The 15540-nt window shown below is 63.7% G+C and carries 14 protein-coding genes; 6 read left to right on the top strand and 8 right to left on the bottom strand.

Annotated elements, in window-relative coordinates:
- Nucleotides 1-9 precede the first annotated feature (9 nt).
- The 3 genes from ccoN to GPT34_RS14920 form a co-directional block, all read right to left on the bottom strand.
- Complete coding sequence (gene ccoN / locus GPT34_RS14930; protein WP_291014075.1) at nucleotides 10-1455, bottom strand: cytochrome-c oxidase, cbb3-type subunit I; 1446 nt, start codon at nucleotides 1453-1455, stop codon at nucleotides 10-12.
- 68 nt (nucleotides 1456-1523) lie between these two features.
- A complete protein-coding gene (ccoS, locus tag GPT34_RS14925) occupies nucleotides 1524-1661 on the bottom strand; it encodes a cbb3-type cytochrome oxidase assembly protein CcoS (RefSeq protein WP_291014073.1) in 138 nt (45 codons plus the stop codon).
- Nucleotides 1662-1690: 29 nt separating this feature from the next.
- A complete protein-coding gene (locus GPT34_RS14920) occupies nucleotides 1691-4105 on the bottom strand; it encodes a cation-translocating P-type ATPase (RefSeq protein WP_291014070.1) in 2415 nt (804 codons plus the stop codon).
- An 82-nt stretch (nucleotides 4106-4187) separates the two neighbouring features.
- Between GPT34_RS14920 and GPT34_RS14915 the strand changes: the two genes are divergently transcribed.
- Complete coding sequence (locus GPT34_RS14915) at nucleotides 4188-4631, top strand: universal stress protein (protein ID WP_291014068.1); 444 nt, start codon at nucleotides 4188-4190, stop codon at nucleotides 4629-4631.
- 124 nt (nucleotides 4632-4755) lie between these two features.
- On the opposite strand, the gene GPT34_RS14910 is transcribed toward GPT34_RS14915, so the two are convergent.
- The 3 genes from GPT34_RS14910 to lgt are packed head-to-tail and all read right to left on the bottom strand — an operon-like array spanning nucleotide 4756 to nucleotide 7948.
- Nucleotides 4756-6309 (bottom strand): malonyl-CoA synthase, encoded by a 1554-nt coding sequence (locus tag GPT34_RS14910; protein WP_291014065.1) that lies wholly within the window; start codon nucleotides 6307-6309, stop codon nucleotides 4756-4758.
- Nucleotides 6310-6344: 35 nt separating this feature from the next.
- Entirely contained in the window at nucleotides 6345-7076 is a 732-nt protein-coding gene (locus tag GPT34_RS14905; protein ID WP_363357000.1) for an enoyl-CoA hydratase-related protein, read from the bottom strand.
- A gap of 41 nt (nucleotides 7077-7117) precedes the next feature.
- Nucleotides 7118-7948, bottom strand: coding sequence for a prolipoprotein diacylglyceryl transferase (gene lgt / locus GPT34_RS14900; protein ID WP_291014060.1), 831 nt, complete (start codon nucleotides 7946-7948; stop codon nucleotides 7118-7120).
- Between the two features lie 178 nt (nucleotides 7949-8126).
- Here lgt and ilvD point away from each other — a divergent pair, with 178 nt between their 5' ends.
- A complete protein-coding gene (ilvD, locus tag GPT34_RS14895; RefSeq protein ID WP_291014058.1) occupies nucleotides 8127-9833 on the top strand; it encodes a dihydroxy-acid dehydratase in 1707 nt (568 codons plus the stop codon).
- 38 nt (nucleotides 9834-9871) lie between these two features.
- On the opposite strand, the gene GPT34_RS14890 is transcribed toward ilvD, so the two are convergent.
- The gene (locus GPT34_RS14890; RefSeq protein ID WP_291014056.1) at nucleotides 9872-10111 is read right to left on the bottom strand and encodes a TIGR04438 family Trp-rich protein; all 240 of its coding nucleotides are present in this window, start codon (nucleotides 10109-10111) and stop codon (nucleotides 9872-9874) included.
- A gap of 119 nt (nucleotides 10112-10230) precedes the next feature.
- On the opposite strand from GPT34_RS14890, the gene GPT34_RS14885 reads away from it, so the two are divergent.
- On the top strand, nucleotides 10231-10536 hold the full coding sequence (locus GPT34_RS14885) for a c-type cytochrome (protein ID WP_291014054.1): 306 nt from the start codon (nucleotides 10231-10233) through the stop codon (nucleotides 10534-10536).
- A gap of 92 nt (nucleotides 10537-10628) precedes the next feature.
- On the opposite strand, the gene acs is transcribed toward GPT34_RS14885, so the two are convergent.
- A complete protein-coding gene (acs, locus tag GPT34_RS14880; RefSeq protein ID WP_291014052.1) occupies nucleotides 10629-12623 on the bottom strand; it encodes an acetate--CoA ligase in 1995 nt (664 codons plus the stop codon).
- 164 nt (nucleotides 12624-12787) lie between these two features.
- On the opposite strand from acs, the gene GPT34_RS14875 reads away from it, so the two are divergent.
- From GPT34_RS14875 to GPT34_RS14865, 3 genes are all read left to right on the top strand, one after another.
- Entirely contained in the window at nucleotides 12788-13663 is an 876-nt protein-coding gene (locus GPT34_RS14875; RefSeq protein WP_291014050.1) for an ion transporter, read from the top strand.
- A complete protein-coding gene (locus GPT34_RS14870) occupies nucleotides 13660-15213 on the top strand; it encodes a fumarate hydratase (RefSeq protein WP_291014048.1) in 1554 nt (517 codons plus the stop codon). The genes GPT34_RS14875 and GPT34_RS14870 overlap by 4 nt, the downstream gene beginning before the upstream one ends.
- A 10-nt stretch (nucleotides 15214-15223) precedes the next feature.
- The coding region (locus tag GPT34_RS14865) for an aspartate/glutamate racemase family protein (RefSeq protein WP_291014046.1) at nucleotides 15224-15540 on the top strand (317 nt) is incomplete at its 3' end.

Below are 15540 nucleotides of genomic sequence, written 5' to 3'. Positions count from 1 at the left end.
GTTAGCTCCTCAGGCGTGGGCCGGATTGACAGCGAGAACCGGGACATCCACCACGCGGCCCTGACGGATGGTCATGACCATGTTCCACGTCATGACCAGCATGCCGCCGAGGTAGAGCAAGCCACCGACCAGGCGGATGACATAGAACGGGAAGGTGGCTTTCACCGACTCGACGAAGGTGTAGGTGAGGCTGCCGTCGGGATTGACCGAGCGCCACATCAGGCCTTGCATCACACCAGCGATCCACATCGCGGCGATGTACAACACGATGCCGATGGTGGCGATCCAGAAGTGCAGTTCGATGGCGGGGACCGAGTACATCTTCTTCTGGCCGTACAGGCGCGGAATCAGGTAGTAGAGCGACCCCATGGTGACCAAGCCGACCCAGCCCAGGGCGCCGGAGTGCACGTGGCCCACGGTCCAGTCGGTGTAGTGCGACAGCGCGTTGACGGTCTTGATCGACATCATCGGGCCTTCGAAGGTGGACATGCCGTAGAACGACAGCGACACGATCAGGAAGCGCAGGATGGGGTCGTCACGCAGCTTGTGCCAGGCACCCGAGAGGGTCATGATGCCGTTGATCATGCCGCCCCAGCTGGGTGCCAGCAGGATGAGCGAAAACACCATGCCAACCGACTGGGTCCAGTCCGGCAGCGCGGTGTAGTGCAAGTGGTGAGGACCCGCCCACATGTAGGTGAAGATCAGCGCCCAAAAGTGGACGATGGACAGGCGGTAGGAGTAGACCGGACGCTCGGCCTGCTTGGGGATGAAGTAATACATCATGCCCAGGAAGGCGGCGGTCAGGAAGAAGCCCACGGCGTTGTGGCCATACCACCACTGCACCATGGCGTCTTGTACGCCGGCATAGGCCGAGTAGGAGTGAGTCGCACTGGTCGGGATCGCCAGGTTGTTAAAAATGTGCAATAGGGCAATGGTGATGATGTATGCACCAAAGAACCAGTTGGCTACGTAGATGTGGCGCACCTTGCGAATGCCGACGGTCCCGAAGAACACGACTGCATAAGACACCCAGACCACGGCAATCAACAGGTCAATCGGCCAGATCATCTCGGCGTATTCACGACCTTGGGTGAGACCCAGCGGATAGGTGATCACGACCGATAGAACAATCGCGTTCCAGCCCCAGAAGGTGAACCAGGCCAGCTTGCCGGCAAAGAGCTTGGTGTGACAGGTGCGCTGGACCACGTAGTAGCTGGCCGCAAAAAGGGCCGAGCCACCAAAGGCAAAGATCACGGCGCTGGTATGCAGAGGACGAAGCCGGCCATAGGTCAGCCATTCGATGCCCAAGTTAAGCTCGGGCCAGGTCAGCTGGGCCGCGATGATCACGCCCACCAGCATGCCGACCACGCCGTAAATCACGGACATGACGGCAAAGCCGCGCACCACCCCATCGTCGTAGACCGCCGGCTGGCTGGTCTTTGTTGTCACAGACATAAAGAACTCCTCGTGAATGTCGCTGGGAGGAGTGTCACGATCTGTGACACAGATCGCCTTGACTTAAGTCAATCGCCACCCAATATGCGGTCGCCCTCGCGCTCGATGTTGTCGAACTGCCCCGCCTGCAGCGCCCACCAGAACAGGCCGATGATGGCGAAGACCAGCACGATGGAGATGGGAATGAGCAAATAGAGGATGTCCATGGAGATTTTCTGAAGATTCGGTGGTGTTGCTAGGCCGCGAGAACGCGGGCATCCGGTTTGTCCGACGGCGCCACTGGGACTTGGCCCGCCAGGCGCAGCGCGTTGCCGATCACCAGCAGCGAACTGCCGGCCATGCCCAGCCCGGCCAGCCAGGGTGGCATGTAACCCAGTAGGGCCAGTGGAACACACACCGCGTTGTAAAGCGCCGCCCAGAGCAGGTTCTGGCGCACGATGCGCAGGGTGTTGCGGGCGAGCCTGAGGGTGTGCACCACGTCCATCACCTGCCCGCCCTGGATCACATAGTCCGACTGGGCTTGCGCCAGCGGTGCGGCATGGCCCAGCGCGAAGGAGGTGTCGGCGCGGGCGAGCACCGGGCCATCGTTCAATCCGTCACCCACCATGGCCAGACGGTGCCCGCGCGATTGCAGTGCCGTCACCTCGGCCAGTTTGTGCTCGGGCGTGGCGCCGGCGATCACCTCGTCGACCCCCACGGCGTCACCCACCCTCTGGGCCGCGGCGGCCCGGTCGCCCGACAGCAGCCAAGTCCGGATGCCCAGCTCGCGCAGGGCACTCACGGCCGACTGGGCGTCTTCGCGAACGCCTTCTTCCAGCGTGAAGGTGGCCAGCCAGCCCGCTTCATCAGCCAAGTGCGCGCGTGGCGCATCAGATACGTCTTGATCCAGTTCCACCCCGCAGAACGCCGCAGAACCGAGTTTCACGCAGCCGCCGCCATCGCGCTGCGCCGACATGCCCTGCCCTGCCTGTTCCTGAACCGAGCCAAGCCCAGGAGCCACGGCGTCCGCACCCGCCTCGGCGGCCGCGCGGGCGATGCCGCGCGAGACTGGATGCAGCGAGCCTTGCGCCAGCCAGGCGGCGAGCGCCAATGCCTCCGCCTCCGTCGTACCCCCTCGCACCGTCACCGAGGCCATGGCCAGCCGGTCGTGGGTCAGCGTTCCGGTTTTATCGAACACCACCGCGCTGATGCCCGCCAGGGTTTCGAATGCTTGCAAGCGACGCACCAGTATGCCGCGGCGCGCCAAGGCTCCGGCCGCGCTCAGCATGGCCGCAGGCGTGGCCAGCGACAGGGCGCACGGGCAGGTCACGATCAGCACGGCCACCGCCACCGAAAGCGCCTTGGTGTGATCGATCTGCCACCAGTACCAGGCTGCCACCGCCGCGGCCAGCAGCACCAGGACCAGGAACGGCGCGGCGATGCGGTCGGCCAGGATGGCGAGCCGCGGCTTTTCGGTGGAGGCCTTTTCCATCAGCGCCACGATCTGGGCAAAGCGGGTGTCGCGCCCCAGGCGCTGCACCTGCATGAGCACCGGTCCACCCAGGTTGTAGCTGCCGGCCACCAGCGGCTCGCCGCGCAAGCGGGTCAGGGGGTGGGATTCACCGGTGAGCAGGGCTTCGTCGACCGTGGCCCGCTCGCTGTGCACCACCCCGTCACCCGGGAACGCCTGCCCGGCCTGCACCCGCACCACGTCGCCCACCGACAGCCGGCGCACCGAGACCGATTCAAAACTTCCCTCGGCGGTCTGGCGGTCGCAGGCCTGGGGCAGCCGGTTCATCAGGCTGTCGAGCGCGCCCGCGGTGCGGTCGCGCGCCTTGAGCTCCAGGTAGCGCCCGCCGAGCAGAAAAAACACGAACATCGTGAGCGAGTCGAACCAGACCTCGTGGCCCCAGGGGCCGGTAGGGTCGAAGGTGGCGGCCGAGCTGGCGAGGAAGGTGACCAGAATGCCCACCGAGACCGGGGTGTCCATGCCGACGCGGCCGAACTTCAAGTCGCGCCACGCGCTGCGGAAAAATGGACCGCTGGCAAAAAACACCACCGGCAGGCTCAGCAGCCAGCTCGCCCAGCGCAGCAGCTGGTCGATATCGGCCGGGATCTCACCCGGCTCGGTCACGTAGGCCGGCCATGCATACATCATCACCTGCATGGCGCAAAAGCCGGCGACAAACAGGCGCCACAGGGCTTGGCGCGTTTCGCGCAGGCGCTCGCTAACGGACAACGCCTGCGCCATGGGTAGCAAGCGGTAGCCCGTCTCGCCCACCACCTCGGCCAGGTGCGACATGCGGGTCAGCGCTGGGTCCCAGCGCACCGTGAGGCGGCGCGTGGCGGCATGCACCTGTGCACTCTCCACACCCGGCAGATCTTGCAGGGCACACTCCACCGTGTCGGCACAGGCGGCGCAGTACATGCCTTGCACCATCAGCACCGACTCGGCCGTGGCGCGTCCGTCGACTTCGGTGACTTCGGTGAACTCTCGCTGCTCGACCGGGTCGTCGAGCACGTTGAAATTGTCGGTGACGGTAAGTGGTCCGCGATGGGCACCAAAGACGTCGGCGCCCGCGGTGGGCGGTCGATCGGGGATGTGCAGGCCCACCGGGGGCTCGGCAACGGCCTGGTTCATGCCGTGAGGGTAGTGGGGCTCAGGCTTCATGCGCTTGATTTAAGTCAACCACTGGGCAGCGGCGTTTGATAGGCTCATGATGGCATTACAACAACTCACCCAGGAGATCTCCATGTACAAACGCATCCTCGTGGCTACCGACGGCTCCAAACTGTCCAAGATCGCGGTCGATCACGCGATCAACTTGGCCGACATCACCGGCGCCGAAGTGGTGGCACTCAAGGTAGTTCCCCGCTACCCGCAGACCTATTTTGAAGGCGGCGTGGCACTGGCGGCAGCCGAAGTGGCGCGAATCGAAAAACAGTGGAATGAAGAAGCCCTGACTGCGGTGAATGCGGTGAAGTCGGCGGGCCAACTGCGCGAGGTCAAGGTCAAGCCCGTCACGGTCAAGTCAGACCTGATCGCCGAAGCGGTGATCGCAGCGGCCAAGAAGAACAAGTGCGACCTGATCGTGATGGCCTCACACGGTCGCCGCGGCATCAAACGCCTGCTGCTCGGCAGCGAGACCCAGCAGGTACTGACGCATTCGCACATTCCGGTGCTGGTTCTTCGGTAACCCCCCCGCGCCCGCTTCGCGGTCACCCCCTAATGGGGCGGCGCTGGCGGCCCGGCAGAGCCGGTTCCGCGGCGCCCTGAGATGGGATCACGCGCTCCGGCGATTGCCGGGGGCGTGTTTTTCTTCAACTGAAGAGGTTCTTGTACTGCTCGCGCAGCAAGTTCTTCTGCACCTTGCCCATGGTGTTGCGCGGCAGGTCGGGTACGACAAAACAGCGCTTGGGAATCTTGAAGTTCGCCAGTTGCTGCTTGAGGGTGGCCAGCAGTTGCTCAGGGTCGGGTTTGGCGCCCGGTCGGGCTACGACCACGGCTACGCCGACCTCACCAAAATCCGGGTGGGGCACACCCACCAGCGCGCTTTCGGCCACGCCGGGCAGCTCGTTGAGGAAGCCTTCGATCTCGGCCGGGTAGACGTTGTAGCCACCGGAGATGATGAGGTCTTTGCTGCGACCGACGATCGTGACGTAGCCCCGGTCGTCGATGCGTCCGACGTCACCGGTCTTGAAAAAGCCGTCCGCGGTGAACTCTTCGGCCGTTTTCTCTGGCATGCGCCAATAGCCCTTGAACACATTGGGGCCGTTCACCTGAAGGCCGCCCACTTCGCCAGTGGCAACAGCCTGGCCCGCCTCGTCCACCACGCGCAGCGCCACGCCCGGCAGCGGAAACCCCACCGTGCCACCCCGGCGCTCGGTGGCGCCACCGTGGCGCGCGTCGGGGCCGCAGGGGTTGGAGGTGAGCATGATGGTTTCGCTCATGCCGTAGCGCTCCAGAATGGTGTGGCCCGTGCGCGCCTTCCAGTCGTGAAAGGTCTCGATCAACAAGGGCGCCGAACCCGAGATGAACAACCGCATGCGGCTGGCCTGCTCCACCGTGAGCGAGTGTTCAGCCAGCATGCGCACATACAGCGTGGGCACACCCATGAAGACCGTGGCGTCTCGCAAACGGCTCACGGCCAGGCGCGGATCGAACTTCGAGAGCCAGATCATCTTGCTGCCGTTGATGAGTGCGCCGTGGATGGCCACGAACAGGCCATGCACGTGAAAGATGGGCAAGGCGTGCAACAACACATCACCCGGCTGCCAGCCCCAGTAGTCGCGCAACACCAGTGCGTTGCTGCGCAGGTTGCCGTGGGTCAGCATGGCGCCCTTGCTGCGTCCTGTGGTGCCACTCGTGTACAGAATCGCGGCGAGGTCGTCATCGTTCTTGACGGCCGGCGCGTGACGGTCGCTCTGCTGGGCTGCGCGCTGTAACAAGCTGCCGCTGCGGTCGTCGCCAAGGGTGAACACATAGCGGGTGCCCGCGTTGAAGGCGATTTTGCTCACCCAGCCGAAGTTGGCCGGAGAGCAGACCACCACCGCGGGCTCCGCGTTCTCGATGAAGTACTGGATTTCGCTACTCTGGTAGGCGGTGTTCAGCGGCAGGAACACATGGCCTGCGCGCAGCGTGGCCAGGTAGAGCAGCATGGCTTCGACCGATTTTTCAACCTGCACCGCGACGCGCGACGCTGGGGGCAGGTCCAGCGATTCGAGCAGGTTGGCCAGCATGGCGGTGGCGCGATCAAGATCTCGCCAGCTGTAGCGCAAGGGCGCCGACACGCCGTCGGCGGTTTCGACCGCCGTCCGATCCAGATCGGTTGGAAAGGCTGCACGGAGCGTGGTGAACAGGTTAAGGTTGACCATAGTGAATGTTGCTTGGTGAGCCCAATGCCCGGGAGTCAGAAGGCCGCGGTTCGTTTGGCCAGGAAGGCCTCGATGCCTTCCCGATGTTCGTCGCTGGATGCGTAGGCGTACACGTCAGCCCATGCGGGGTCGCCAGCCGGCTCGCTTTGAAGTCGGCGCAGGGTCTGTTTGTTCAGGCGCGCCGCTTGAGGCCCCAGGGCCGCCATGCGCTGCGCTCGCGCGCTGGCTTCATCGGCCACAGCCGTTTCAGACACCACCGCCGTCAAAAACCCAGCGGCCAGTAGCGCGTCGGCGCCGTACACCGAGGCTTCCAGGAGCATGGACCGCGCCACGGTGGTCCCCAGCTCGCGCGCCACCAGCCGGGCTTCGCGCGGCGCCATGGGAAAGCCGAGCCTGGCAATCGGTGCGCCGAAGCGCGAAGAGACCGACGCTAGGCGGATGTCGCAGCAACTCGCGATCTCCAGCCCCGCGCCCATGCAGTTGCCCTCGATCTGCGCCAACAGCGGTACCGGGCAGTCCAGCAAGGCCTGCAGCGCAGGCCAGACTTCCTCCTCATGAAAAACTCGCAAGGACGCTTCGTCAAAGCGGAAGGCCGGGTACTCGGCGATGTCACCGCCTGCGCAGAAATGACCGCCCTCGCCCGCCACGATCACGCAACGAAGGTCTGGCATCCCCGACAAGCGCACAACCTGTCTCTTGAGCTCTCGCCACATGCCGCGCGACATGGCGTTGAATTTGCCAGGGTGTGACAGCTCAACGCGCGCCACCGCACCGTCCAATTGGCAGCGAACCTCGCCCGCCACGGCCTTCAGCCCTGCGCGGGCGTCTTCGCCCCCGTTGCCTGCTGACCAAACCACCACCACAGCCCCGCACCGCCCAGGATCATGGGTACGCACAGCCATTGGCCCATGCTCATGCCCAGCGACAGAAGGCCCAGGTAGGCATCAGGTTCGCGGAAAAACTCTGCGATGAACCGCAGCACGCCGTAGCCGAACACAAAGGCCGCCGCCACCTGCCCCTGTGCGCGCGGCTTTCGTGCGTAAAGCCAGAGCAGCAGGAACAGCAGCAACCCTTCCAGCAAAAACTGGTAGATCTGGGACGGGTGGCGCGGCAGATCGCCAGCACCACGAAACACCATGCCCCAGGGCAGCGAGGGGTCAGCCACGCGCCCCCACAGCTCGCCGTTGATGAAATTGCCCGCACGGCCCGCCGCGAGCCCGGTGGGCACACACGGCGCCACGAAGTCCATCACCTGCAAAAAAGAACGCTGGCGGCTGCGTGCGTACCAGACCATGGCAACGATCACGCCCAGCAGGCCACCATGAAAACTCATGCCGCCCTGCCACACCGCCAAGATCTCCAGCGGGTGCGCCAGGTAGTAGGCCGGCTTGTAGAACAGGCAGTAGCCGATGCGCCCGCCCAGCACCACCCCGAGCACGCCGAGAAACAGGATGTCCTCCACGTCACGCCGGGCCCATGGTTGCGGGGCTCGCACCGAGGCAAACGGCTCGTGCTTGAGGCGTGCGTTGCCCAGCAGGATGAAGAGGCCAAAGGCAGCCAGGTAGGTCAGGCCGTACCAATGGATAGCCAGCGGGCCCAGCTGCAGGGCAACCGGGTCGATCTGAGGGTGGATGAGCATGGGCGCTATTGTGCCTTTGCCATGCGAAATTTCGGCACAACGCCAAATTCGAAGGACGTTCAGACAACGTCCATTCAGCAGCCAACTCCCGGTTGGCCAAGCGGATAAAATTTTTGCTTTGCTTCTTTTGCCCAGCACCGCTGCGCCCCCTCCCGCATTCCCTCCCAGAAAGACCCCTATGGCCGACAACAAAGTCATTCCCATCCAGCCGATGAATCCTCGCAGCCAGAACATCACGCAAGGCAAGTCGCGCGCGCCCAACCGCTCCATGTACTACGCCATGGGCTACGAGGCAGGTGACTTCGTGAAGCCGATGGTGGGCGTGGCCAACGGCCACAGCACCATCACGCCGTGCAACTCCGGTCTGCAAAAGCTGGCCGATGCGGCGATCGCCGGCATTGAGGAGGCTGGCGGCAACGCCCAGGTGTTCGGCACGCCCACCATTTCTGACGGCATGGCGATGGGCACCGAAGGCATGAAGTACTCGCTGGTCAGCCGCGAGGTGATCAGTGACTGCGTGGAGACCTGCGTGCAAGGCCAGTGGATGGACGGCGTGGTCGTTATCGGCGGCTGCGACAAGAACATGCCCGGTGGTCTGATGGGCATGCTGCGCGCCAACGTGCCCGCCATCTATGTGTACGGCGGCACTATCCTGCCCGGCCACTACAAGGGCAAGGACCTCAACATCGTCAGCGTGTTTGAAGCGGTGGGCGAAAACGCGGCCGGCAAGCTCAGCGATGAGGACCTGCTGGAGATCGAGAAGCGCGCCATTCCCGGCACCGGCTCCTGTGGCGGCATGTACACCGCCAACACCATGAGCTCAGCCTTTGAGGCGCTGGGCATCTCCCTGCCCTACTCCTCGACAATGGCGAACCCGCATGACGAGAAGATGAACTCGGCCAAAGAATCGGCCAAGGTGCTGATCGAGGCGATCCGAAAAGACATCAAGCCGCGCGACATCGTGACCCGCAAGGCGATCGAAAACGCCGTGGCCGTGATCATGGCCACCGGTGGCTCAACCAATGCGGTGCTGCACTTCCTGGCCATCGCTCACGCCGCCGACGTGGAATGGACCATCGATGACTTCGAGCGCGTGCGTGTGAAAACGCCTGTGTTGTGCGACCTCAAGCCCAGCGGCCAGTACCTGGCGGTAGATCTGCACCAGGCCGGTGGCATTCCGCAGGTGATGAAGATGTTGCTCAACGCCGGCCTGCTGCATGGCGACTGCCTCACCATCACCGGCCAGACCATCGCCGAGGTGCTGAAAGACGTGCCCGATGCACCGCGCGCCGACCAGAAGGTGATCCGGCCCATTGACAAGCCTATGTACGCCCAGGGCCATCTGGCCATCCTCAAGGGCAATCTCAGCCCCGAAGGCTGCGTGGCCAAGATCACCGGACTGAAGAACCCAGTGATCACCGGGCCAGCCCGGGTGTTCGACGACGAGCAGTCGGCGTTGAAAGCCATCCTCGACGGCAAGATCCAGGCCGGCGATGTGATGGTGCTGCGCTACCTTGGTCCCAAAGGCGGCCCAGGCATGCCCGAGATGCTGGCACCTACCGGCGCCCTGATTGGCGCAGGGCTGGGCGAGAGCGTGGGCCTGATCACCGATGGGCGCTTTTCCGGCGGCACCTGGGGCATGGTGGTGGGCCACGTGGCCCCTGAAGCGGCAGCAGGCGGCACGATTGCTTTTGTGCACGAAGGCGACCGCATCACGATCGATGCACGCGAGCTGCTGCTCGAGCTGCACGTATCCGAAGAAGAAATCGCCCAACGCCGCGCCGCCTGGACAGCACCGGCACCGCGCTACACCCGCGGCGTGCAAGCCAAGTTTGCGTTCAACGCTTCGAGCGCCAGCAAGGGCGCCGTGCTGGACAACTACTGATCGAAAAGGGGCGGTCAGCGGGCCGCCACCCCGCCCGCTCAGCGGCGCTTGGTCTTGATGCCCAAGGCCTCGCGCTGGCGGTCGATGCGATCCTGCTTCTTCTGATCCATCTTCTCCATCGCCTTGCGCTTGGTGTAGCCCGTGGTATCGGCCCAAGCCCACCAGGCCACCGCTAGCGCAAACGGCGACAAGACCCACCACCACGAGAGTCCGGCCACGAAACCGACCTCGAAGTACTTCAGAAGCATCAGGCCCAAGCCTGCCAACAACAAATACATCACACCCTCCGGTAAAGCGCCGATGAAGCGGGCAAGAAACTGTAACTTTCCGTATCCGAGGCGGGGCCGGCAGATAAAATCCAACCGTCCCTTCTTTTTCCCCTTCCGAGGATTCCCCAATGAAACGTGCTCTGCTGATTATGGCCGCGATGGCCACCCTCTCCGCTCCTGTGCTGGCCGATGAAGCCTTGGCCAAGAGCAAGAACTGCATGGCTTGTCACGCTGCAGACAAAAAACTGGTGGGGCCATCCTACAAGTCGGTGGCCGAGAAGTACGCCGGCGACGCCAAGGCGGTCGACATGCTGGCGACCAAGATCATCAAGGGTGGCTCCGGCGTCTGGGGTGCGATTCCCATGCCAGCCAACCCACAGGTGAGCGAAGCCGATGCCAAGAAGCTGGCCGCTTGGGTGCTGAGCCTGAAGTAATTCCCCGTTCTCGCCCAACAAAAAAAGCCCGCTGGACTCCAGCGGGCTTCTTTGTTGTTCGCTCAATGCCCCTATTTCACAGGGGCTCTTGATCAGTTGTTCTCCGACAGCTGATCCAGGATCGCCGGGTTCTCCAAAGTGGAGGTGTCCTGGGTGATCTTTTCACCCTTGGCGATCGAGCGCAGCAGGCGGCGCATGATCTTGCCAGAGCGCGTCTTGGGCAGGTTGTCGCCGAAGCGGATGTCCTTGGGTTTGGCGATCGGGCCGATCTCCTTGCCCACCCAGTCGCGCAGCTCTTTGGCGATGGCCTTGGCTTCGTCGCCGGTCGGGCGCGAGCGCTTGAGCACAACAAACGCCACGATGGCCTCACCAGTCAGGTCGTCGGGACGCCCCACCACGGCGGCCTCAGCCACCAGATCGGACTTGCCCACCAGAGCCGACTCGATCTCCATCGTGCCCATGCGGTGGCCCGAGACGTTGAGCACGTCGTCGATGCGACCGGTGATGCGGAAGTAGCCGCGGTCGGCGCTGCGCACCGCACCGTCTCCGGCCAGGTAGTAGCCCTTGAGTTCTTCAGGGAAGTAGCTCTTCTTGAAACGCTCGGGATCGCCCCAGATGGTGCGGATCATCGAAGGCCAGGGCTTTTTCACCACCAGGATGCCACCCGATCCATTGGGCACGTCCATGCCGGCTTCGTCGACGATGGCCGTGGTGATGCCAGGAAGCGGCAGCGTGCACGAACCCGGCACCAGCGGTGTGGCGCCTGGCAACGGCGTGATCATGTGACCACCGGTCTCGGTCTGCCAGAAGGTGTCCACAATCGGACAACGCTCGCCACCCACGTGCTTGTAGTACCACATCCAGGCTTCGGGGTTGATGGGCTCGCCCACCGAACCCATGATGCGCAGGCTGCTCAGATCGGAGCGCGCCGGGTGCACCTTCTCATCGGCCTCTGCGGCCTTGATCAGCGAGCGGATAGCCGTGGGCGCGGTGTAGAAGATGGTGCACTTGTGGCGCTCAATCATCTGCCAGAAACGACCGGCGTTCGGGAAGGTGGGCACGCCCTCGAACACGATCTGGGTCGCACCCGCAGCCAACGGGCCGTAGGCTACGTAGGTGTGCCCGGTGATCCAGCCGATGTCGGCAGTGCACCAGAAGATGTCGCTATCCTTCAGGTCGAAGGTCCAGTTCATCGTCAGGTTGGCCCACAGAAGGTAACCGCCGGTGCTGTGCACCACGCCCTTTGGCTTGCCGGTGGAGCCCGAGGTATACAGCACAAACAGCGGGTGCTCGGCGCCCACCATTTCGGCCGGACAGTCGGTGGACTGCTCGGCCATCACCTCATGCATGAAACTGTCCCGCCCAGCCACCATGTTGACGGCGGTTTTGGTGCGCTGAAACACGATCACGCTCTTGACCGATTCGCAGCCGCCCAGGGCAATGCCCTCGTCCACGATGGACTTGAGCGGCAATTCCTTGCCACCGCGCAGCTGGTAGTTGGCCGTGACCACCGCCACCGCGCCGGCGTCCTGGATGCGCTCCTGCACCGCCTTGGCCGAAAAGCCGCCAAACACCACACTGTGCGTGGCGCCGATGCGCGCGCAGGCCTGCATGGCCACCACGCCTTCGATGGTCATAGGCATGTAGATGACGACACGATCGCCCTTCTTCACCCCCTTGGCCTTGAGCGCATTGGCAAACTGCGAGACCTTGGCCAGCAGCTCCTTGTAGGTGACCTTGGTGACTTCGCCACCGTCGGCTTCGAAAATGATGGCGGTCTTGTTTTCGACCGGCGTGCCCATGTGACGGTCCAGGCAGTTGTAAGACGCATTCAGTTCACCATCTTCAAACCACTTGTAAAACGGCGCCTGGGACGAATCCAGCGTTTTGGTGAACGGCTTGGACCAAGTCAGCGTCTCGCGAGCTCGCTTGGCCCAGAAGCCTTCGAAGTCCTTGTCAGCCTCGTCGCAAAGCGCGTGGTAGGCATCCATCCCGGAGATGCGTGCGGATTTGCGCATGGCGTCCGAAGGCTCGAATACCCGGTTTTCGACCAGGGTGGACTGGATGGCGTTGGACGGTGCTGACATGACTTGTCTCCTGAGGTTATGCGGAATCGTAACTCTCTCAGAATGTGCGCAAAGGCTCTTACGAGCCACTTACACAAATCTGGCAGTGAACCCGCTGACCGAGTGCGGCCAGGCGACTTCATAGAATAGGCCACTCGGTCCAACGCCACAACACCCGCCACAACATGCGCCTCGCTGCCCACGAGAACCCGTCTGACCTGCGCGCCCGAGTCGGCCTTTGGCTGGCGCGCCCGCGCGTGCAACAGGCGGTGCTGATCCTTATCGTCATCAACGCCGTGCTCATGGGGCTGGAGACCTCGGCCTCCGTGATGGAGCAGGCAGGTGTCTGGCTCCTGGCCGTCGACAAGGTCATTCTCGCGGTCTTCGTGGTGGAGATTCTCTTGCGTATCTATGCGCATCGCGGCGCCTTCTTCAAGGACCCCTGGAGCGTGTTCGACTTCACCGTGGTCACGATTGCGCTAATCCCGGCCAGCGGCCCGCTGGCGGTGCTGCGGGCTCTGCGCGTCTTGCGGGTGCTGCGGGTGCTCACCATCGTGCCGTCGATGCGTCGCGTGGTGGGTGCCCTGCTCTCGGCGCTGCCCGGCCTGGGCTCGATCGCCATGGTCCTGCTGCTGGTGTTCTACGTGTTCGGCGTCATCGCTACGCATTTGTTCGGACAGGCCTTTCCCGACTGGTTCGGCCACCTCGGTCGCTCGCTCTACACCCTGTTCCAGGTGATGACGCTGGAGAGCTGGTCTATGGGCATCGCGCGCCCGGTGATGGAGGAGTCGCCGTTCGCCTGGCTGTTCTTCATCACCTTCATCCTGTTCGCCACCTTCACCATGCTCAACCTGTTCATCGCGATCATCGTCAACGCGATGCAGACCTTCACCGAGAGCGAGCACAAGGCCACCGAAGCCCTGGTCGAGAATGTCGGCGAGTCGATGGAGCAAGAACTGCATGCCGAGGTGCAATCCCTTCGCCAGGACATCCGAGAACTAAAGTCCCTGCTGGCTCAGGCAGGACCCATTGCAACCCCAAAAGAGAGCCCATCGCCATGACCACCACCATCCGCCAGGCCGACCTGATTGAATCCGTCGCCGCTGCCCTGCAGTACATCAGCTACTACCACCCCAGCGACTACATCGCCCACCTCGCGCGCGCCTACGAGCGCGAACAAAGCGCCGCCGCCAAGGACGCGATCGCGCAGATACTGACCAACAGCAAGATGAGCGCCACTGGTCACCGCCCGATCTGCCAAGACACTGGCATCGTCAATGTGTTCCTCAAGGTCGGCATGGACGTGCGCTGGGAAGGCTTCACCGGCAGTCTGGAAGACGCGGTCAACGAAGGCGTGCGCCAGGGCTACAACAACGCCGACAACAAGCTGCGCGCCAGTGTGGTCGCCGACCCGCTGTTTGCACGCAAGAACACGGGCGACAACACGCCGGCGGTGATCTTCACCGAGCTGGTGCCGGGCAACAAGATCGACGTGACCGTGGCCGCCAAGGGCGGTGGCAGCGAGAACAAAAGCAAGATGATCATGCTCAACCCCAGCGATTCGGTGGTCGACTGGGTGCTCAAGACCGTGCCGACCATGGGCGCCGGCTGGTGCCCGCCCGGCATGCTGGGCATTGGCATCGGTGGCACGGCCGAAAAGTCGGTGCTGCTGGCCAAACAGAGCCTGATGGACGACATCGACATGTACGAGCTGCAGGCCAAGGCCAGCAAGGGCGAGAGGCTCAGCCAGGTGGAAGAGCTGCGCCTGGAGCTGTTCGACAAGGTCAACGCACTGGGCATCGGCGCCCAGGGCCTGGGCGGCCTGACGACAGTGCTCGATGTGAAGATCAAGCTGTATCCGACCCACGCGGCCAGCAAACCCGTGGCCATGATTCCGAACTGCGCAGCCACGCGCCACGCCCACTTCGTGATGGACGGCAGCGGCCCGGTCTACCTTGACCCTCCGAGCCTCGACCTCTGGCCCAACGTCAACTGGATGCCCGACACCGAAAAAAGCCAGCGTGTCGACCTCAATGCGCTGACCAAGGCGCAGGTCGCCGCCTGGAAGCCAGGGCAGACCCTGCTGCTCAACGGCAAGATGCTCACCGGTCGCGATGCCGCACACAAGCGCATCCAGGACATGCTTGCCAAGGGCGAGCAGCTGCCGGTGGACTTCACCGACCGCGTCATCTACTACGTCGGTCCGGTCGACCCGGTGGGTGACGAAGCGGTCGGTCCCGCCGGTCCGACCACCGCGACCCGCATGGACAAGTTCACCGACACGATGCTGGAGAAGACCGGCCTGATCGCCATGATCGGCAAGGCCGAGCGCGGCCCTGTCGCCATCGAATCGATCAAGAACCACCAGAGCGCTTATCTGATGGCGGTGGGAGGTGCAGCCTACCTCGTGTCCAAAGCCATCAAGACCGCCAAGGTGGTGGGTTTTGAAGACCTGGGCATGGAAGCCATCTACGAATTCGACGTGGTGGACATGCCGGTGACGGTGGCCGTGGACTCGGCCGGCACCAGCGTGCACACCACTGGCCCTGCCGAATGGAGCCAGCGCATCGCCTCGGGCGAATTCAAGGGCATCGCCGTCGCTGGCGCCTGAGTTGGTTCACTTGCCCACCGTAGGCGTTTTCGACAGCGGTGTCGGTGGTCTCAGCGTGCTGCGCGCGCTGCGCGCCGAGCTGCCCCAGGTGCATTTTGTCTACCTGGCAGACAACGCTCACGCGCCCTACGGCGAGCGGTCAGCCCAAGTGGTGCTTGATCGAGCACATCGGCTCACCGAGCAGCTGAGGGCTGAGCACCGGATTGACGCGCTGGTGGTCGCCTGCAACACCGCGACCGCGCTCTCCATCGACCAGTTGCGGCACACCCACCCCGATCTGCCGTTCATTGGTGTGGAGCCTGCGCTCAAGCCCGCTGCGGTCTTGAC

The organism is Hydrogenophaga sp. (assembly GCF_011390835.1).
In the GTDB taxonomy this organism is placed as follows: domain Bacteria; phylum Pseudomonadota; class Gammaproteobacteria; order Burkholderiales; family Burkholderiaceae_C; genus Hydrogenophaga.
The sequence above is the reverse complement of the archived record's forward strand: the minus strand, read 5'-3'. Positions and strand labels throughout refer to the sequence as shown.